Below are 19,163 nucleotides of genomic sequence, written 5' to 3'. Positions count from 1 at the left end.
TGAGCCGACGGAGATGCCCGTAGCGGTCATTGTCCACAAAGCGTGTTGAAAGCACGCATAATTGGCACGATTCGCTACGGGGCGTGTTCGATCCCGGCAGGCTGGAATTAATTGATGCTGCCGCTCGGCGGCAACATCGTTTCCACCGGGATGTCGCTGGCGAACAGTTGCGCGCAATCCACCTTGTCGAACGAATAGTGCTTGCCGCAGAAGTCGCAGTTGATGCCCAGTTCGCCCAAGTCGGCAAGCGCCGAATCCACTTCGGGCTTGCCCAGCATCTTGAGCATGTTGCCGACCTTCTCGCGCGTGCAGCTGCAGTGGAACTGCGGGTGCTGCGGATCGAACACGCGGATGGTTTCCTCCCAGAACAGGCGCTTGAGCAGGGTCTCGATGCCGGTGCTGAGCAGCTCCTCGCGCTTCAGGGTCTGGCCCAGCATGACGGCGCGGTGCCAGGTTTCCAGGTCTTCCTCTTCGGTCGCCTGCTTCTGCTGGTCGTCCTTGCCGCTGTGGCGCGGCAGCTTTTGCAGCAGCATGCCGCGCGAGACCTTGTCGTCGGCCGCCAGCCACAGGCGCGTGTCCATCTGCTCGGAACGCAGCATGTAGTTTTCGATGACGGTCGCCATGTCTTCGCCGTCGAGCGGCACGATGCCCTGGTAAGGCTGCTGGCCCGGCATCTTGTCGGCCGGGTCGAGCGTGATGACGAAGCGGCCCTTGCCGTGCGCGTTGAACATCGAGGTGAGGCTGGCGTCGTCCGCGATCTCGGCGTCCGGCGCCAGTTTTGCAGTAGCGCGGATGCGCAGGTCGGCGTCGCATTCGACCACCAGCAGGCGCACCGGCCCGTCGCCGTGGATCTGCATCACGATTGCGCCATTGAACTTGAGGTTGGCCGAGAGCAGGGCGCTGGCCGCCACCATCTCGCCCAGCGCGGAGCGCACGGCCTTCGGGTAGGCATGGCGGGCCTGCACCTCGCGCCAGGTGTCGGAAATCTCGATCAGCTCGCCGCGCACGGCAGCGTTATCGAAGATGAATTTTTGCAGGGTGTCGCGCGTGTCAGTCATAGCATCGGTCATAGCGTCGGTCGTCATTCTTTATCCAATTTTCTTGAGCTGCGCCTTGAACAGCTGGCCGCGCGCCACATAGCTCGCGGCGCTGGCCTGCAGGCGCAGCAGGTCTTCTTCCGTCAGGGTGCGCACCACCTTGGCAGGCGAGCCAATGATCAGCGAGTGGTCGGGGAATTCCTTCCCCTCGGTGACCAGGGCGCCGGCGCCTACCAGGCAGCCCTTGCCGATTTTTGCGCCGTTCAGGATCACGGCCTGGATGCCGACCAGCGAGCCGTCGCCGACCGTGCAGCCATGCAGCATCGCCTGGTGGCCGACCGTCACGTTCTTGCCCAGCGTAAGCGGGAAGCCCATGTCGGTATGCATCACCGTGCCTTCCTGCACGTTGCTGTTTTCGCCGATGGTGATGCGTTCGTTGTCGCCGCGCAGGCTCGCGCCGTACCACACCGAGGCGTTCGCCTCGAGCGTGACCTTGCCGATCAGGGTTGCCGAATCCGCCACGAAGGCCGATGCGTCGATCTCGGGCGCAACCTCGCCCAGTTGGTAAATCGCCATGGATGTGCTCGCGGAAGCTGGAATTGCCGCTATTGTAAACCTTGCGCCCGCCATCGTCCGGTCGAGGGCAAATGGGGCCGGGCAACGCGAAATCAAGCACGCCTGCATGCAAGGGGATAAACGCGGCGGTATAATGCGAACGACCGTACTTTTTTCTTCCTTCTCTCTAGTCCGAGGCCGCATGCAACCCTCCCGTTCCGAATTCCTCACCGTGCGCGGCCTGCGCACCCACGTCCGCCACTGGGGCCGCGAAGGTGCGCCCAAGATCTTCATGCAGCACGGCTGGATGGACGTCGCGGCCTCGTTCCAGTTCGTGGTCGATTGCCTGCAGGGCGACTGGCACGTGATCGCCTTCGACTGGCGCGGTTTCGGCCTGAGCGAGCGCTCGCACTCAGACACCTACTGGTTCCCGGACTACCTGGCTGACCTCGAATCGGTGCTCGACCACTACGCACCGGATGAGCCGGTCAACCTGGTGGGCCACAGCATGGGCGGGAACATCGCCAGCCTGTATGCCGGCGTGCGCCCGCAGCGCATCGCGAAGCTGGTCAACCTGGAGGGCTTCGGCCTGCCCGCATCAAGTCCCTCGCAGGCGCCGAAGCGCTTCGCCCGATGGCTCGATGAGCTGCGCGTAAAGCCCGAAATGCGCGGCTATGCCAGCCTGGAAGAAGTCGCGGCGCGGCTGCAGAAGACCAACCCGCGCCTGCCGGGCGAGCGCGCGGCCTTCCTGGCCGGGCACTGGTCGGCGCTGGATCTGGATGGCCAGTGGCGCATCCTGGGTGACCCGGCGCACAAGATGACCGGCCCGCTGCTCTACCACGCGGACGAAGTGCTGGCCTGCTGGACCGGGATCACCGCGCCGGTGCTGTGGGTCGAGGCGGAAGATACCGACATGTGGCGCTGGATGGGCCCGAAGGAGCAGGCGCGCGCGGAGGTCGACCGGCGCCGCGACCACATCAGGCAGGTCACGGCACGCATGGTGCCGGGGGCGGGGCATATGCTGCACCATGACCAGCCCGAGATGCTGGCCGCCATGATCGAGGCGTTTCTGACTGGGGCGGAGGTTCCGGGTTGATCGTGCCAAACTTGGGCCCCGGCCTTCGCCGGGGCGACGTGCATATGTCTTCATCTAAATGAGATGCGGCGTCAGTTCGCACCATAAGCCAAAAAACCGTCATCCCGGCGAAGGAGCACGCGATGCCACTGGCATCGCGTGCTCCAGGTTCGTCGCCTGCCACGAACGTTGTAAGCACCCCTCACGAACCGTTGACAAAATTGCCCTGTGGAAATGACTATGCTAGAGTCGCTGCTTTAGCGGCCACCCGCGGCCGTCACCGACCCACAGGATTCCCATGCAAGTTCGCGCCGTCATCGCGCTCACCGGCGCCCTGCTACTGGCCGGCTGCGCCATGCGCCACAGCCCGGCTCCGGTAGCCACCAATTTCCCGGGCACCCAGCAGGCCAAGCTGCAGGCGGCCGCCCATTGGGGCGTGATCGCACGCCACATGACGACCCAGCTTGCGCCCTCGCTCAAGGTGAACGTGCGCCGTCCGCTCTACGTGTCGTCCCAGCAGTCGTCGGCGTTCGCGCAGGGCGTCAGCGCCCACCTGGTCACGGCCCTGGTCAATGACGGCTACACGGTGGTCAAGGTCGCGGATGCGAACACGCTGCGGATCGAGCTCGATACCCAGGTGGTGGCGTTCTCGCCCAACCGCCCGCAGTACAAGTTCGCCGGCGAGCGTACCGCGCTGGTGGCGAGCATGTGGGTGCTGACCGGGATCGAGCATAGCGTCGAATGGCTGGCCACGGCCGCCATCGCCGGCCAGGACGCCTATTCCTGGTTCCGCTCCCAGTTCGCCACCGGCGCCACCCCGAAGACCGAGATCATCGTCAACCTGTCGCTGGCCGACGACCACCGCTACTACGCGCGCACCACCTCGGTGTACTACACCACGGACAGCGACCGCGCCCTCTATGACGCCGCCCACCAGCCATCGAAGACCTTCTTGGTCCGCAACCACTAAAGGCCCGCCATGCGAACCACGATCTTGCGCGCCGCGGCGCTGGCCTCGGCCCTGCTGCTGGCCGGCTGCGCCAGCCAGTCGAAAGAAGACACCAACTACACTTCGGTCTCGGCCAACGCGTTTGTCGCGGCCAACTACCGCGCCGCCGACGCGCTGGCGCTGCAATTGCGCGGCAAGCTGCTCGACGACAAGCCGCTGATCATGGCAACCGTCGTCAACATCGACTCGCTCGAGCAAACCTCGATGCTGGGCCGCCTGGTGTCCGAACAGCTGTCCACGCGCCTGGCGCAGGGCGGGATGAAGATGCTGGAAATGAAGCTGCGTAACAGCGTCTACCTCAAGCGCGGCCAGGGCGAACTGATGCTCACGCGCGAGATCGGCGACGTGGCCCACACCCACAACGCGCAGGCGGTGGTGGTTGGCTCGTACGCGGAGACCCGCGACGCCATCTTCATCAACGTCAAGGTGATCCAGCCGTCGACCAACCTGGTGCTGGCGGGGCATGACTACGTGCTGGCGAAAGAGGGCACGATCCGGTCGATGTTGCAGTCTTACTAAAGCACGGCCGGCCGTTGGCGCGTACAATCATCGCCTTCACCGCCATCGCGTCCGCCGTGCCATGAAAGTCGATCTCCACTGCCATTCCAATGTCTCCGACGGCGTGCTCGCACCTGCCGCGGTGGCCGCCTACGCCCGCAAGAGCGGCGTCGACGTCTGGGCGCTGACCGACCATGACGAAGTGGGCGGCATCAAGCCGGCCCGCGCCGCCGCGCGCGAGCTCGGGATGCGCTTTGTGGCCGGGGTCGAGATTTCGGTCACCTGGGCGAATGAGACGGTGCACATCGTCGGCCTGCAGGTCGACGAAGACAACGCAGGGCTGCTCGCAGGCCTGGCCGACACCCGCAACGGGCGCCAGGCGCGCGCCCGCGAGATCGCGGCCCAGTTAGCAACGGCCGGCATCCCCGGCGCCTATGAGGGCGCGCTCAACTATGTCGCCAACCCGGACCTGATGTCGCGCACCCACTTCGCGCGTTACCTGGTCGAGATCGGCGTGTGCGGCGCGACCTCGGAAGTTTTCCGCAAATACCTCACCGAAGGCAAGCCCGGCTACGTGCCGCACCGCTGGGCTACCCTGGGGCAGGCGGTCGGCTGGATCCGCGGCGCCGGCGGCATCCCGGTGATCGCCCACCCGGGCCGCTACAAGTTCAGCGATACGGCGGAGGGCGCGCTGTTCGACGAATTCCGCCAGCTCGGCGGCGCCGCCATCGAGGTGGTGACGGGCAGCCACACGCCGGACCAGTACGGCACCTATGCGGAAGTGGCGCGGCGTTATGGCTTCCTGGCCTCGCGCGGCACCGATTTCCATGCGCCGGGCGAAGCGCGGGTGGAGTTCGCGGAATTGCCGCCGCTGCCGGCGGGGGTGACGCCGGTGTGGCACGATTGGTTTTCGTAGGGTGGGCGGCTCGTGATCTGGTCCACTGGACCAGATCACCCCGCGCGTTCACATCACGTGTGGGCAGACGCAGCGAATGATCTGATGCTGGCTGAACGCGCGGGCGGGAGACCCGCCCACCCTACAACAATCCAAACCGTATGGCCGAGCCCTTGAATTTCCCACCCCATAGCCCAATCTTGGCAGCCTGATATCTTTCTGCTGCAAGAGGCTCGTCCATGAAACGCATTGTGCTGTTCCTCGCCACCAACCTGGCCGTCGTGCTGGTGGTGTCGCTCGTCCTGAACCTGCTCGGGGTGGGGCGCGCCGTCACGGGGCAGGGGATCGATGTGGGTTCCCTGGCCGTCTTCTCGCTGGTGGTTGGCTTCACCGGCTCTTTCATCTCGCTCCTGCTGAGCAAACCGATGGCCAAATGGTCCACCGGCGCGCGCGTCATCGAAACGCCTGCCAACAGCACCGAGCAGTGGCTGCTCACGACGGTGGGCAAGCTGTCCGGGCGGGCCGGCATCCGGATGCCGGAAGTCGCAGTGTACGACGGCGAGCCGAATGCCTTTGCTACCGGCGCCTTCAAGAATTCCGCGCTGGTGGCGGTGTCCACCGGCCTGCTGGCCAGCATGAACCAGGACGAAGTCGAGGCCGTGCTGGGCCACGAAGTCGCCCACATCGCCAATGGCGACATGATCACGCTGACCCTGATCCAGGGCGTGGTGAATACCTTCGTGGTGTTCCTGGCGCGCGTGGTCGGCTTCTTCGTCGACAAGGTCTTGCTGCGCAACGAAGGCCGCGGCCCGGGCATCGGCTATATGGTCACCGTGTTCGTGTGCGAGATCCTGTTCGGCATCGTCGCCTCGATCATCGTGGCCTGGTTCTCGCGCAAGCGCGAATTCCGCGCCGACGCCGGCGCTGCGAAGCTGATGGGCACCCCGGTGCCGATGCAGCACGCGCTGGCCCGCCTCGGCGGCCTCGAACCGGGCGCGCTGCCCTCGTCGATGGCCGCTTCCGGCATTTCCGGCAGCGGTGGCGGCTGGGGCGCGCTGTTCTCGACCCACCCGCCCATGGAGCAGCGCATCGCCGCGCTCCAGGCCCTGCGCCAGGCGCAAACTTAACAAGAAGGCTCCCGAATGGCCCAATACTTCCAGATCCACCCCGAGAACCCGCAGGTACGGCTGATCAAGCAGGCCGCGCAGATCATCGGCAGTGGCGGCATCGTCGCCGTACCCACCGACTCGGCGTATGCGCTGGTGTGCCGCCTCGACGACAAGAGCGCGGTCGACAAGCTGCGCCGCATCCGCGGGGTCGACGACAAGCACCACCTCACGCTGCTGGTGCACGACCTGTCCGCGCTGGCCCACTTCGCGCGCGTCGACAACACGCAGTACCGGCTGCTGAAAGCCACCATGCCGGGGCCCTACACCGTGATCCTCGAGGCGACGCGCGAAGTGCCGCGCCGCCTGTCGCACCCGTCGCGCAAGACCATCGGCCTGCGCGTGCCCGAGAACCCGATCATGCTGGCGCTGCTCGAAGAGCTGGGCGAGCCGCTGATCGGCACCACCCTGCAGCTGCCGGGCGACGACCACATGCTGTCCGATCCCGACGAAGTGCGCGAGCGCCTCGACAAGCTGATCGAGCTGGTGATCGACGGCGGCGCCGGCACGCTGGAGGCGACCACCGTGATCGACCTGACCGGCGACGCGCCGGTGCTGGTGCGCGAGGGCAGGGGCGACCCGGCCGCGTTTGGCTTGTAGTTCGATGCGCGGGCCACAACCGGCCCGCCTGCGCGATTGCCTCCTTCAGCCTGCCCTAACTGCCGGCCCTCCCGCCTCTGATAGAATCCCCCCATGGATGAACTGATTCGTAACATTGCCGTCTACGCGCTGCCCGTTCTTTTTGCGATTACCCTGCACGAAGCCGCCCACGCCTATGTCGCCCGCTATTTCGGCGACAACACTGCCTATGCCGCCGGGCGCATGACCCTGAATCCGCTGGTGCACGTCGATCTCTTTGGCACCATCGTGATTCCGATCGCGCTCTACCTGACCACCGGTTTCGTGTTCGGCTATGCCAAGCCGGTGCCGGTCGAATTCGGCAATCTGCGCAATCCGAAGCGCGACATGGCCTGGGTGGCGCTGGCCGGACCGGCTGCGAACTTCATCATGGCGCTGATGTGGCTGATCTTCGCGGTGCTGCTGGTGGCCTTCAACGTGAGCGAGGAATTCCTGCACAAGGTGGCGCAGGCCGGCCTGATCGCCAACCTCCTGATGTTCGCCTTTAACCTGCTCCCGATCCCGCCCCTCGACGGCGGCCGCGTCCTGACCAGCATGCTGCCCAACGCGCTGGCCTACAAGTTCGCGCGGATCGAGCCCTATGGCTTCTTCATCGTGCTGGGGCTGCTGTTCTTCAACCTGCTGTCCTTCTGGGTCGGCCCGGTCATGATGCTGGGCCGTATGCTGCTGCAGCTGATCGCTTCGCCACTGACGCTGCTGCTGACGTGAACCCGATGATGAAGTTGCCCGATTCGCTGCCGGTCTCGCCCTGGGTGGCGCGCTTCGCGCCCCTGGTGCGAGAGGGCGAAGTGCTCGACCTGGCCTGCGGCGCCGGGCGCCATACCCGCCTGTTCGCCGCGCGCGGCCTGCCCGTGCTGGCGCTGGACCGCAATGGCGAGCACCTTGCGTCGCTCGCAGGCCCGAACGTCACCACGCTGCTGCACGACCTCGAGCTTGAAGACGCCGTGTGGCCCTTCGCAGCCGGCCGCTTCGCCGCGATCGTCGTCACCAACTACCTGCACCGCCCCTTGTTCGCCGACCTGGCGCGCAGCCTGCGGCCGGACGGCATCCTGATCTATGAAACCTTCGCGCAGGGGAACCAGGTATTCGGCAAGCCGTCGAACCCGGATTTCCTGCTCGCGCCCGGCGAACTGCTGGCGCTGGCGGCGAATGGCGGGCTGCAGGTGCTGGCCTATGAAGACGGCCACGTCGAGCGCCCGCATCCGGCCCAGGTCCAGCGCCTGTGCGCGGCGGGCCCGGCCTTCGCCAAAACCGAAGCCAGGCTCGACCATAATGTGGCCGTGAAATGAACCATATTGGCGGGCGATCCGCTACAATCAGACTTTTATTTACTCAGTGGCACGGTCAACGCATATGATTAAGGGAAGTATCGTAGCAATCGTCACCCCGATGTTCGAGGACGGCAGTCTTGACCGCGATTCCCTGCGCAAGCTGCTCGACTGGCATATCGCGGAAGGCACCGATGGCATCGTCATCGTCGGCACCACCGGCGAGTCGGCCACCGTGTCCCCCGAAGAGCATGGCGAACTGATCAAGCTGGCGGTGGAACACGTCGCCGGCCGCATCCCCGTCATCGCCGGCGCGGGCGCCAATTCGACGGTCGAGGCCATCGCATTGACCCGCCACGCGAAAGCAGTCGGCGCCGATGCGACCCTGCAGGTGGTCCCTTACTACAACCGCCCGACCCAGGAAGGCATGTACCGCCACTTCAAGGCCATCGCCGAAGCGGTGGACCTGCCGGTCATCCTGTACAACGTGCCGGGCCGCACCGTGGCCGACATGAGCAACGAGACGGTCGCGCGCCTGGCGGCGATCGACAACATCATCGGCATCAAGGACGCGACCGGCAACGTCGGCCGCGGCATCGAACTGCTGCGCATGGTGGACAAGTCGTTCGCCGTGTATTCGGGCGACGACCCGACCGCGATGGCGCTGATGTTCTGCGGCGCCGCCGGCAACATCTCCGTCACCGCCAACGTCGCCCCGCGCGCCATGCACGAACTGTGCGCGGCTGCGATGGCAGGCGACATCGCGCGCGCCGTCGAGATCAACAACCGCGTGCTCGACCTGCATGCCAGGTTGTTCGTCGAGCCGAATCCGGTCCCGGTCAAGTGGGCACTCGCCGAGATGGGCAAGATCCCGTCCGGCCTGCGCCTGCCGCTGGCGCCGCTCTCCAGCCCTTTCCACGATACCGTGCGCACCGCACTGGCCCAGGCGGGCCTCATCCAGTCCTGATCCCGCAAGGGTTCCGGTTCCCAGCAACTGACATCGAACGACATGACTATTCGCACCAATAAGAACTTGAACCCGGCGCAACTGGTTTCCGCGCCTGCCGCCGTCCGCGTGCTGACGCTTTCCGCGATCGCCCTGAGCCTGGCGGCCTGCACCACCGTCTTCGAATCGGACAAGGTCGACTACCGCGGCGCCAAGAAGGCAGCCGCGCTGGAAGTCCCGCCGGACCTGACCGCCCTGCAGCGCGACAACCGCTACGCCGTCCCTGACGGCAAGGGCGTCGCTACCGCTTCCAGCTTCCAGCAACAGCAGCGCGGCGCAGTCGCCGCCCAGGGCGTTACCCCAGTCGCCGGCTCGATGGACACGATCGGCCCGGTCTCGACCGACGCCGTCAGCATCCAGCGTAACGGCGACCAGCGCTGGCTAGTGGTCAAGCAGACCCCGGAACAACTGTGGCCGCAGCTGCGCCAGTTCTGGGAAAACCAGGGCTTTGCCGTCGAAACCGAATCGGCAACGACCGGCACCATGGAAACCAACTGGGTCGAGAACCGCTCGAAGATCCCGCAGGACTTCATCCGCAACGCGCTGGGCCGCGTCTTTGACCGCGCCTATTCGACTGGCGAGCGGGACAAGTTCCGCACCCGCCTCGAGCGCCTGCCAGACGGCTCGACCGAGATCTATGTGAGCCATCGCGGCGCCGAAGAAGTGCTGAGCGGCTCGTCCAAGGAAACCACCGTCTGGACCACCCGTCCGAACGACCCGGGCCTGGAATCGCAGTTCCTGGGCCGCCTGGTGGCCCAGCTGACCGGCGTCAAGGAAACCAAGGCTGCCGAAGGCATGGTCGCCAACGCACCGGTGGCAACCCAGCACGCCACGCTGGTGGGCTCGGCCGTGCAACTGGACGAAGGCTTCGACCGCGCCTGGCGCCGTGTCGGCCTGGCGCTCGACCGCGTCGGCTTCACCGTCGAAGACCGCGACCGCGTGCAGGGCGTGTACTTCGTGCGCTACGTCGATCCGGATGCCGCCAACAAGGAAGGCTTCTTCAAGAAGCTGTTCACCTTCGGCAGCGCGGAAGAAAAAGCCAAGGAAGCCCAGCGCTATCGCGTGCTGGTCAAGGGCGCGCAGGGCGCCTCGACCAGTGAAGTCACCGTGCAGGCCAATGACGGCAAGTCGGATACCGGCGCGACCGGCGCGAAGATCCTGAAGCTGCTGGCGGATGAGCTGAAGTAATCAGCTTCACGCTGAAACGGAAAACCGGCCCTGGTGGCCGGTTTTTTTACGCGCCCGATATAGAAAACTGGACCTGCTGCAGAACCCCGTCAATTAGTGAGAAACGTAGCGTGGGCGGGTCTCCCGCCCACGCGGTGATAGGTATCGCGGGAAAACCGCACCGCGTCCGTGCTACCGCTTGGTTGAACGCGCGGGCGTAATTCCGGGCATTGCCCGAAATTACCCTGCCCACCCTACGAGTACGCGACCGATCTTTGGTGATCGGCATTTACTCCTTGTCCGCCCTGGAGCAGCCGGTTAAGGTATCCACAAAAACCCCCAGGCGTAAAAAAACCGGCCCGAAGGCCGGTTCTTCTTAACCAGATAAATCTGATTACTTGGTTGCAGCGTCAGCAGCTTGCGAAGCAGCGTTCGAAGCGGCAGCAGCAGCGTCGGCAGCGTTCGAAGCGGCCATCGAAGCAGCAGCAGCAGCGTCAGCAGCAGGAGCAGCGACGGTTGCGTCGGTAGCAGCTGGAGCGACGACGGTGGTGTCGGTGGTTGCAGCAGGCGCTTCAACAGCAGCCGGAGCGACTGGAGCAGCTTCTTCTTTCTTGCTGCAAGCAGCCAGAGCAACAGCCATCAGGGAAACGATCAGCAGGGATTTTTTCATGATTTTCCTTAATATTTCAAAAGTAAGTACTGCTTGTTTGAATAATAATTACCGGTAATTATTGCTCAGAGGAATTCTCGTGCTTTCATAGAAAGCAAGACTGCCAGATAGGCAACGGAACCTTCCTGACCCGATATTATAGCCAAATTTACTTAATCGCAATAGCGAACTCATGCTCTGGCGAAAGTATTTTGCGCTTTAATAAGCTTCATATTGTTACAAGTTGCAACCGGCAAGCCCAGCGACTACTGATAACTGCCTTATAACGCCTGGAGACCCGTTTTGGTTGACTGCAATGTGCTACGAGATTCGTCCCAGATTGCATCAAAACGATGGCGCGGCAGGTCGACTGCCCCGAGTGCGTCGAAAGCGGCCTCGCCACGCATGTGGTCGCTATGAAAACGCCGCACGACATGCAGGTCGTCCGCGATGCAGAACGAATCTGTCAGGTTGTGCAGCGCCCTTGGCGTAACCCGGCATTCGGCGCGGTGGCTGAAATCGCGTAGCAGGCGGAGGAAACGCGCATAGTGGCGCTCGATGTGCGCAGGCGAGTGCATCGCGAGGCGCAGCACGCCGCCACGCGCGAAGAAGGCGCGCAGTGCCGCATCGGCCTCGCTCGACCCCAACGAAAAAACCTCGAAGTCCGGATCGAACAGGTCCAGGCGCATGCGCGCAGCCGCCAGGCAGGCGCGCCACTGCGCGTCGAACTCGGCGCGGGTATCGAAACGCAGCGTACGTGCTTCCTGCATGGTTCCTCCGGGGATTTTCTTAGCCCAGCTCGACCCAGCCGTCCTGGTACCAGGTGTACAGCGCTTCGAGCACATCGTCGGTGGCGCCTTCGAGCTGAGCGCCGGCCAGCCGGCGCTCGTTGGCCAGGACGTCCAGCACGGCCTTGTCGGCACGGCCCACGGCGAACGACTCGCCATTGATGAAGACGTTCTTGCCGCGGTAGAGCATCAGGGTCTTGCTCGACAGTTTCAAGCCCTTCTTCGCGGCCTGTTCCATGAAGCGGCCGACCACTAGCGGCTTGGCCGGGGCGGTGAAGAACACGTTGTGCTTCGGCTCGGACAGGTATTCGCCCAGGAAGATCGCGACGTCTTCTTCGTCCCAGCGTACCTTGTTCAGTTCCTCGAGGACGGTCGACAGCATCTCGCGCGGGATCTCGGCCGGATTTTTCGCCGGCTGCAGGTCCGGATCGGCATAGCGGCCCGGCAGGTCGATCGAGTCGGCCATGAACTGCAGGAAAGCTTCGCCGATTTCCTGGTAGCCCGGCGAACGGAAGCCGATCGAATAGGTCATGCATTCACCTTCGGCGATGCCGTCGTGCGCGTAGTGCGGCGGCAGGTAGAGCATGTCGCCTGGCTCCAGCACGTATTCTTCGTCGGCCTCGAAGTTGGCGAGGATCTTCAGCGGCAGGCCCTCGACCAGGTCCAGGTTTTGCTGGGCGCTGATGCGCCAGCGCCGCTTGCCGTGCGCCTGCAGCAGGAACACGTCATAGGAATCGAAGTGCGGGCCGACGCCGGCGCCATCGGTGGCGTAGCTGATCATCAGGTCGTCGAGGCGGGCGTCAGGGATGAAGCGGAACTGGCGCAGCAGTTCTTCGGCCCGTTCGTCGTAGAGGTTGGCGCCCTGGACCAGCATGGTCCATTCGCGTTCGGTGCGCGCCGGCAGTTCGGTGAGGGGACCGTGCTGCATGTTCCACTGGCCGTCGCGTTGCGTGACCAGGCGCGACTCGACGTAATTCTCGCGCGCGAGCTCGGCCAGTTTCTCGAATTTGAGCAGCGGCTTGAAGCCGGGGATGGCCTGGCGGATCAGCAGCGGCTTCTTGTGCCAGTAGTCGCGCAGGAACTGGGCGGGAGTGATATTCCCTAGGAGCTGTAATTTTTTCATGCGTCATTATAACCAGCCAGACCGAGGCGACGCCCGGGCAAAGGTTATAATCCTAGCCTTACAATGAAAGGAATCGCGATGAAGATTGCCAAGAATACGGTCGTGACGGTGAACTACAAGCTGTCGGACGCCCAGAACAACCTGATCGAAGAAGGTTCCCAGCCAATGGTCTACCTGCACGGCGGCTACGAGAACACGCTGCCCAAGATCGAAGAAGAACTCGACGGCAAGGAAGCTGGCTATTCGTCGACGATCCAGGTCGAGCCGGACGACGCATTCGGCGACTACGATCCTGCCCTGGTAAAGGTCGAAGACCGCAAGCGCCTGCCTGAGCCGCTCGAAGTCGGCATGCAGTTCGAAGGCGTGGCAGATGGCGAGGACGAAGAACCGACCATCTTCACCGTGACCGACATCGCCGACGACAAGGTCGTCCTCGACGGCAACCACCCGCTGGCCGGCATGGCACTGCGCTTCGAACTCGAAGTAGTCGAAGTGCGCGCCGCATCGGACGAAGAAATCGCCCACGGCCACGTGCATGGCGCGCATGGCCACCATCATGAAGAGATGGACGACAGCGACGAAGGCGACCATTTCCGTAGCCAGCCGCTGCAGTAATTTGTCTGCGCCTGCGGCTTTGTGACGCCGCGGGTATGCGTGTAAATTGGGTCCCCGCCTGCGCGGGGATGACGGTTTTGAGGCCACTGGCCCTAATGCCGATCACTTAAGAGCCGCCGGTTACTGGTAGGGTGGGCAATTTGTAATTCAGGGCATTGCCCTGAATTACCTTGCCCACGCGTTCAAACTACGGTGCTGCAGCCCGTGCGCCGGCTCATATTGCAACTATCACCGCGTGGGGTAATCTGGTCCGGTGGACCAGATTACAAGCCGCCCACCCTACGGTTCAGACTAATTGACTGGCATTGGGCCACTGGCCCTTGATACGTCATCGCCTCGCAGGCCGGGACCCAAGTTTGTTGAGCAGCTGAAAACGCTGATCAGCGCAGCCCTTCACCAAGGCTGAACACATTCTTCCCCTCATCCGCCACCCGCACTTCCACTGCGTGCGCCCCGACGGACAAATGCCCCACATTGCCGCGCCACTCGATCGCCGGCTTCGCATCCTTTGGCAGCCCGGCGCTGTCGACCAGCAGCACCTGTCCCTTGAACTTCGCTGCATGCATCTGCACCTGGCGGCGCGTGTCCGCAAACCCGTCATGCCCGGAGGGTGCGCGCTGCAGCAGGGCGCGCAGGCCATTGGCCGGCTGCAGCAGCGGCAGCATGTTCCCCTCCGAGAACAGCACCACCGCATGCACCTTGTCCTGCTTCGCGATCGCGAACAGGCGGTTCAGCCAGAAGCGGTTGGCCACCGCCCGGTCTTCGTATTCGCTGTTGCGCCCCGCCGCCGGCAAGTAGTGGTTGTTCGCCGCCGGCAGGTTGATGGTGGCATACAGCACCTTGTCGACCTGCCAGTGCGTGTTCTCGGCATAGCTGCGAAAGCGCGGGCTGCTCGACAGGCGCGTTAGCGGCAGCCTTTCCTTGCCGAGCGATTCCGGCTCGCCGTAGAACAGTTCGCGCAGGCGGTTCAGGCGCTCGATGGCATTGGTGCGCCCCAGCGAGTTGCGGCATCCGGTCCAGTCGCTGCCGGTGAGTGAGACGATGACCGGCCGGCTGGCCTTGTCGAACAAATCGCGCCGTTTCTGGAATACGCGGTCGCCGCAGGGCTCCTGCGGACCTTTGATGCCGGTGACGACCAGGAAGGCAAGGTCTTCGTCCTTCGCATTATCCAGCACTTCCTTCAGCGCCGCCTCGCCGTCGATCGCGGCGCGGTGGCCGACCACGGCGAAATGGTGGGCCTGCTCGTCCTTCTCCTTCTCCTTCTCCTTCTTCTTGTCGCGCCCACCGGCGGACATGGCCGGCGCTGCGGCAAGGGCGGCCGCAAGCAGCACAGCAAGGAGGAGGGGACGGCGCGCCGGCATCAGGCGGCGAGCCGTTTCAGCTCGTACAGCCGTTCGAGCGCTTCGCGCGGCGTGAGGGCATCCGGGTCGATCGCGGCAAGGGCATCACGCAGCCCGTCGTCGAAGGCTGCGCCGGTCGCTGGAGCCTCATCGACTTCATCATGCGGCGCCTCGCTCCCGATCGCGAACAGGTCGAGCTGCGGTGTCGCATCCAGCGCCTGCGATTCGAGGCGCGCCAGGTGCTTGCGCGCGGCCTTGATCACGGCAGGAGGGACACCGGCCAGCTGCGCCACCTGCAAACCATAGCTTTGCGAAGCCGGGCCGTCCTGCACCGCGTGCAGGAACACGATGTTGTCCTTGTGCTCGACCGCCGACAGGTGCACGTTGACCGCGCTCGGATGCGTCTCCGGCAGCTGGGTCAGTTCGAAATAGTGGGTCGCGAACAGCGTGAAGCTGCGGCTGGTGTCGATCAGGTGGCGCGCGATCGCCCACGCCAGCGCCAGGCCGTCGAAGGTCGATGTGCCGCGGCCGACTTCGTCCATCAGCACCAGGGAATTCTCGGTAGCGCCATTGAGGATCGCGGCCGATTCGGTCATCTCGACCATGAAGGTCGAACGGCCGTTGGCCAGGTCGTCGCTGGCGCCGATGCGGGTGAAAATGCGGTCGATCGGGCCGATCGTGGCACTGGTGGCCGGCACATAGCTGCCGACATAGGCGAGTAGGGTGATCAAGGCAACCTGGCGCATGAAGGTCGATTTACCGCCCATGTTCGGGCCGGTGATCAGGAGCAGGCGGCGGTCGTTCGACAAGCGGCAATCGTTGGCGATGAAGCGCTCGATCTGGTTTTCCACCACTGGGTGGCGGCCTTCGACGATGCTCAAGCACGGCTCGTCCACCAGCTGTGGCGCGCACCAGTTGTTGCGCACCGCGTGGCTGGTCAGCGCCACCAGGGTATCGAGCTGCGCCAGCCCATTCGCGATCGACTGCAGGCAGCCGATGAAGGGTGCCAGGTCGGCCAGGAGCTGGTCGTACAGCATCTTCTCGCGCGCCAGCGCGCGGTCCTGCGCCGACAGCGCCTTGTCTTCGAAGGCCTTGAGTTCCGGCGTGATGTAGCGCTCGGCGTTCTTGAGCGTCTGGCGGCGGCGGTAGTCGTCCGGCACCTTGTCGGTCTGGCCGTTGGTGACTTCGATGTAGAAGCCGTGTACCCGATTGTATTCGACGCGCAGGTTGCTGATGCCGGTGCGGGCGCGCTCGCGCGTTTCCAGGTCGACCAGGAACTGGCCGGCGTTCTCGGACAGCGCGCGCAGCTCATCGAGTTCGGCGTCGAAGCCGCGCGCGAACACCCCGCCGTCGCGTACCATCGTGCTCGGTTCTTCCATCACCGCGCGCGTCAGGAGGTCCACGCAGGCCTCCGGCGTGGCCAGCAGTTCGTGGATCTCGCCCAGCAGGCTGGTAGGGCCCGGGATGAAGCAGCGCGCGACCTGCTGGCGCAGGGCCGGCAGTTGCTTCAGGCCGTCGCGCAGGCAAGACAAATCGCGCGGACGCGCCGACAGCAGGGCGATGCGCGTGGTGATGCGTTCGATGTCCGGCACATTCGCCAGCGTGCTTGAGAGCGAGCCGGTAGCGTCAAGCTGGGCCAGCGCCTCGATCGCTTCGTGGCGCGAGCGCGCCACCCGTTGGTTACGCTTTGCATGGTGCAGCCAGTGGCGCAGCAGGCGCGAGCCCATCGCGGTGCGGCAGCCGTCCAGCAGCGAGAACAGGGTCGGCGCTTCCTGGCCGCGGATGGTCTCGGTCAGTTCCAGGTTGCGGCGCGTGGCAGCGTCCAGGCCGATGTATTCGTTTTCGAGTTCGCAGGCCAGGCTGTTCACGTGCTGCAGGCCGCGCCCTTGCGTCGACTGCGCATAGCGCAGCAGCGCGCCGGCCGCGCCAAAGGCGGCGCCCAGGCCGTCCGCGCCGAAGCCGGTAAGGGTGGCCACGCCCAGCTGGTCGAGCAGCGACTGGTGGCCCTTCAATACATCGAAATGCCATTCCGGCATGCGCTGGGTGTGCGCCACCGGTTCGGATTCGAACATGTCGGCGCAGTCTGCGCGCAGGATCTCGGCCGGCGCGATGCGTTCGAGTTCATGCGCCAGGCGCGCTTCGACCACACGCGCATCACCCGAGAATTCCATCAGGCGCAGGTTGCCGCTCGCGAGCGACAGCCAGGCCATGCCGACCGTGACGGTCTTGCGCTGGCTGTGCATGCACATCGCCAGCAGCGGGCGATCGGCTTTTTCCGGCAGCAGGTCGCTGTCGGTCAGGGTGCCCGGGGTGACCACGCGCACCACCTTGCGCTCGACCGGGCCCTTGGCGAGCGCCGGGTCGCCGATCTGCTCGCAGATCGCACAGGATTCGCCCAGCTTGACCAGCTTGGCCAGATAGCCGTCGAGCGAGTGGAAGGGCACGCCCGCCATCTTGATCGGGCTGCCGTTCATGGAACCGCGCGCGGTCAGCGTAATGCCTAGGACGCGTGACGCCTTCTCGGCGTCTTCGAGGAACAGCTCGTAGAAATCCCCCATGCGGTAGAACACCAGCATGGTCGGGTAATCGGCTTTGATGCGCATGTATTGCTGCATCATCGGTGTGAGCTTTTCCGCGGTGCTGTTCTTGAGGGCGGCGGCGTTGATTTCAGCTGGAACGGTGGTCATTTCTTCGATGGTCGTGCGGCAGGGCGGGGTGCAAAGCCAGGACTTGTCATTTTACCGCGATCGCGTCGCTGAGATGATTGATATCTATGCCAGCATATGTGGCTTAGCTGTGAAAGCCATCTGACGTCCCATTGCAGGACGTCAGATGGCGAAACGAGCGCGCCGGCTCGTTTCAAGTTCCACTTGTGGTCGGACGGAGATATCGGCGCCCGCTCCTGCAGCGGCAGCTCGATAAGTTCTGGCCGGCTACGTGAGCGTCCAGCTCACTTGCATAGCACCGTGGCCGTTACCTTCCCACCGGCGTCCCCGCGCTTTTTAAGATCGCACCGCGTTGCCTTCGCACTGAGCCGGTACCAGCGCACTGTCGCAGCCTCATACTTGCATGCGAGCCACTTTACGTCGTCGCGGGTGAAGCCGAAGTCTGCGTCTATCCCGCCGGGCACCCTCCTGGGGGCGCCCATCAGCTCGACTTTTTCCTCCCGCATATACACGCCTGCGTTTGTCAGGCGTGCACCTTGTTGCGTTGCTGGGCACTCGACAAGGTCGGCATGCGCTGTGCTTGCGGCCAAGGCAATCGTCAGGATCGCCGTCTTCATTCGTGAACTACAACATAGAATTGATCGGCATTATCTGCATCCTTAGAGGCACTCCCCTCGGCATGACTTTTGCCGAGCGCGAATATGGGCCGCTGTCCAACTTTCCGGCCTACCCGTTGATCCATACCTGAATGCGCATTACCTTCCCGGTCGAAACGCTGCGCCCACCAAAGCCCATGAATAGCGCTGCGTGATAGCCATGCTTGTTCGGGAATCGTGCTCTTCCGTTGCGGTCGAAAACGAAGTTGGCGATCACGGTGCGCGGATTGAGGTAGCTCAAGTCGACAACGCGTGGACCAGGACGCCAATGGCTGGTGTCCAACCCTCGTCGTCTCCTGTACCAGAGTCACGCACTCGCCGTCACGGAAGGGCTCACGCCCTTCCAAGTGTTCCACATCCCCGCGATAGATGAAGTATCCCATGATGCCTCCTCAATGTAAGGAGGTCATTTTTAGGCTGCTGGGTTAAGATAAGTTGGCAAGGGTCAACGGCCAGCTTCAGACAGATCAAATCTGGGCGCTCCTGAGGGATAGGGTCGGGTCTGACATCTGAATACAAGGTCAGCGATCATGTCCAAGCGTCGGCTGCGCTCTATCGCTATTTTGATGATTCCGACAACTTGCGCGTTTATGGATGCGAACAGCCACTCCGTTGAGGCCGTGTCTAAAGTCAGACCTGACCCTGGCTCCCTTTTCCCCAGCTGTTCGAAGCACGGCTTATCACCATGCACGGAAACAAGATACTGTTGAAGGGCGAGGAGCGCCTCCAGGGGGACTCCGGGCCGGCGTTCGTTCAAGAGTGGTCAGCGGTAGTGGGCTAGGCGAAACACGGTTCACAAACCCAGGTCTTGCTCCTGCACCCGCATCCTCATACACTTGCTCGTCCCGACTGTCCGCAATCGGCCTATTGTGTTGAAAAACTCTCTGGCAAGAGTGAGATCGGCGGGCTTGTACATAAGCTTTCCGAATTTAAGTACAAACTATACCTGCTGAAGCTGAGCTAGCTCGTCTTTAGGTTTCCGATATGCGCTAGTGGGGCTAGCTTCCTGGC

20 protein-coding genes are annotated in these 19,163 nt (G+C 63.9%); 11 read left to right on the top strand and 9 right to left on the bottom strand.

What is annotated here, in order from left to right; genetic code table 11:
- Positions 1-107 precede the first annotated feature (107 nt).
- Both hslO and HGB41_RS05550 read right to left on the bottom strand, forming a co-directional pair.
- Positions 108-1,085, bottom strand: a complete 978-nt coding sequence (hslO, locus tag HGB41_RS05555) for an Hsp33 family molecular chaperone HslO (protein WP_171082076.1) — start codon at positions 1,083-1,085, stop codon at positions 108-110.
- Positions 1,086-1,088: 3 nt separating this feature from the next.
- Positions 1,089-1,613, bottom strand: coding sequence for a gamma carbonic anhydrase family protein (locus tag HGB41_RS05550; protein WP_171082074.1), 525 nt, complete (start codon positions 1,611-1,613; stop codon positions 1,089-1,091).
- A 181-nt stretch (positions 1,614-1,794) separates the two neighbouring features.
- On the opposite strand from HGB41_RS05550, the gene HGB41_RS05545 reads away from it, so the two are divergent.
- The 10 genes from HGB41_RS05545 to bamC all read left to right on the top strand — a co-directional run bounded on the left by HGB41_RS05545 (position 1,795) and on the right by bamC (position 10,336).
- Positions 1,795-2,688 carry an alpha/beta fold hydrolase gene (locus HGB41_RS05545; protein WP_171082072.1) on the top strand — a complete coding sequence of 298 codons (894 nt, stop codon included), beginning with the start codon at positions 1,795-1,797 and terminating at the stop codon, positions 2,686-2,688.
- 277 nt (positions 2,689-2,965) lie between these two features.
- Positions 2,966-3,637, top strand: coding sequence for a hypothetical protein (locus tag HGB41_RS05540; protein ID WP_171082070.1), 672 nt, complete (start codon positions 2,966-2,968; stop codon positions 3,635-3,637).
- A 9-nt stretch (positions 3,638-3,646) separates the two neighbouring features.
- The gene (locus HGB41_RS05535) at positions 3,647-4,195 is read left to right on the top strand and encodes a FlgO family outer membrane protein (RefSeq protein WP_171082067.1); all 549 of its coding nucleotides are present in this window, start codon (positions 3,647-3,649) and stop codon (positions 4,193-4,195) included.
- Between the two features lie 61 nt (positions 4,196-4,256).
- A complete protein-coding gene (locus tag HGB41_RS05530; protein ID WP_171082065.1) occupies positions 4,257-5,090 on the top strand; it encodes a 3',5'-nucleoside bisphosphate phosphatase in 834 nt (277 codons plus the stop codon).
- A 218-nt stretch (positions 5,091-5,308) separates the two neighbouring features.
- On the top strand, positions 5,309-6,196 hold the full coding sequence (gene htpX / locus HGB41_RS05525; protein ID WP_171082063.1) for a protease HtpX: 888 nt from the start codon (positions 5,309-5,311) through the stop codon (positions 6,194-6,196).
- Between the two features lie 15 nt (positions 6,197-6,211).
- Positions 6,212-6,835: an L-threonylcarbamoyladenylate synthase gene (locus tag HGB41_RS05520; RefSeq protein WP_171082061.1), complete on the top strand. Its 624-nt coding sequence runs from the start codon at positions 6,212-6,214 to the stop codon at positions 6,833-6,835.
- 93 nt (positions 6,836-6,928) lie between these two features.
- Positions 6,929-7,582, top strand: coding sequence for a site-2 protease family protein (locus HGB41_RS05515; protein ID WP_171082058.1), 654 nt, complete (start codon positions 6,929-6,931; stop codon positions 7,580-7,582).
- Between the two features lie 5 nt (positions 7,583-7,587).
- On the top strand, positions 7,588-8,163 hold the full coding sequence (locus HGB41_RS05510; protein WP_371868457.1) for a class I SAM-dependent methyltransferase: 576 nt from the start codon (positions 7,588-7,590) through the stop codon (positions 8,161-8,163).
- Between the two features lie 64 nt (positions 8,164-8,227).
- Positions 8,228-9,109 (top strand): 4-hydroxy-tetrahydrodipicolinate synthase, encoded by an 882-nt coding sequence (gene dapA, locus HGB41_RS05505; RefSeq protein ID WP_171082056.1) that lies wholly within the window; start codon positions 8,228-8,230, stop codon positions 9,107-9,109.
- Positions 9,110-9,151: 42 nt separating this feature from the next.
- The gene (bamC, locus tag HGB41_RS05500) at positions 9,152-10,336 is read left to right on the top strand and encodes an NlpB/DapX family lipoprotein (RefSeq protein WP_171082043.1); all 1,185 of its coding nucleotides are present in this window, start codon (positions 9,152-9,154) and stop codon (positions 10,334-10,336) included.
- A gap of 373 nt (positions 10,337-10,709) precedes the next feature.
- Here the strand turns inward: bamC and HGB41_RS05495 are convergent, their stop codons facing one another.
- From HGB41_RS05495 to HGB41_RS05485, 3 genes are all read right to left on the bottom strand, one after another.
- Complete coding sequence (locus tag HGB41_RS05495) at positions 10,710-10,985, bottom strand: hypothetical protein (protein WP_171082041.1); 276 nt, start codon at positions 10,983-10,985, stop codon at positions 10,710-10,712.
- A 260-nt stretch (positions 10,986-11,245) separates the two neighbouring features.
- Complete coding sequence (locus HGB41_RS05490; RefSeq protein WP_171082039.1) at positions 11,246-11,734, bottom strand: DUF7931 domain-containing protein; 489 nt, start codon at positions 11,732-11,734, stop codon at positions 11,246-11,248.
- A 19-nt stretch (positions 11,735-11,753) separates the two neighbouring features.
- A complete protein-coding gene (locus tag HGB41_RS05485) occupies positions 11,754-12,875 on the bottom strand; it encodes a cupin domain-containing protein (RefSeq protein ID WP_171082037.1) in 1,122 nt (373 codons plus the stop codon).
- Between the two features lie 78 nt (positions 12,876-12,953).
- On the opposite strand from HGB41_RS05485, the gene HGB41_RS05480 reads away from it, so the two are divergent.
- Positions 12,954-13,490 carry an FKBP-type peptidyl-prolyl cis-trans isomerase gene (locus tag HGB41_RS05480; RefSeq protein WP_171082036.1) on the top strand — a complete coding sequence of 179 codons (537 nt, stop codon included), beginning with the start codon at positions 12,954-12,956 and terminating at the stop codon, positions 13,488-13,490.
- 380 nt (positions 13,491-13,870) lie between these two features.
- On the opposite strand, the gene HGB41_RS05475 is transcribed toward HGB41_RS05480, so the two are convergent.
- The 4 genes from HGB41_RS05475 to HGB41_RS23930 all read right to left on the bottom strand — a co-directional run bounded on the left by HGB41_RS05475 (position 13,871) and on the right by HGB41_RS23930 (position 18,435).
- Complete coding sequence (locus HGB41_RS05475; RefSeq protein WP_229422829.1) at positions 13,871-14,785, bottom strand: hypothetical protein; 915 nt, start codon at positions 14,783-14,785, stop codon at positions 13,871-13,873.
- A 65-nt stretch (positions 14,786-14,850) separates the two neighbouring features.
- The gene (mutS, locus tag HGB41_RS05470; RefSeq protein WP_171082032.1) at positions 14,851-17,517 is read right to left on the bottom strand and encodes a DNA mismatch repair protein MutS; all 2,667 of its coding nucleotides are present in this window, start codon (positions 17,515-17,517) and stop codon (positions 14,851-14,853) included.
- Positions 17,518-17,780: 263 nt separating this feature from the next.
- Positions 17,781-18,113, bottom strand: coding sequence for an STY0301 family protein (locus tag HGB41_RS23935; RefSeq protein WP_371868456.1), 333 nt, complete (start codon positions 18,111-18,113; stop codon positions 17,781-17,783).
- 109 nt (positions 18,114-18,222) lie between these two features.
- On the bottom strand, positions 18,223-18,435 hold the full coding sequence (locus HGB41_RS23930; RefSeq protein ID WP_371868455.1) for a BPSL0067 family protein: 213 nt from the start codon (positions 18,433-18,435) through the stop codon (positions 18,223-18,225).
- Between the last annotated feature and the right edge of the window lie 728 nt (positions 18,436-19,163).

The organism is Telluria aromaticivorans (assembly GCF_013003915.1).
Lineage (GTDB): Bacteria > Pseudomonadota > Gammaproteobacteria > Burkholderiales > Burkholderiaceae_D > Telluria > Telluria aromaticivorans.
The sequence above is the reverse complement of the archived record's forward strand: the minus strand, read 5'-3'. Positions and strand labels throughout refer to the sequence as shown.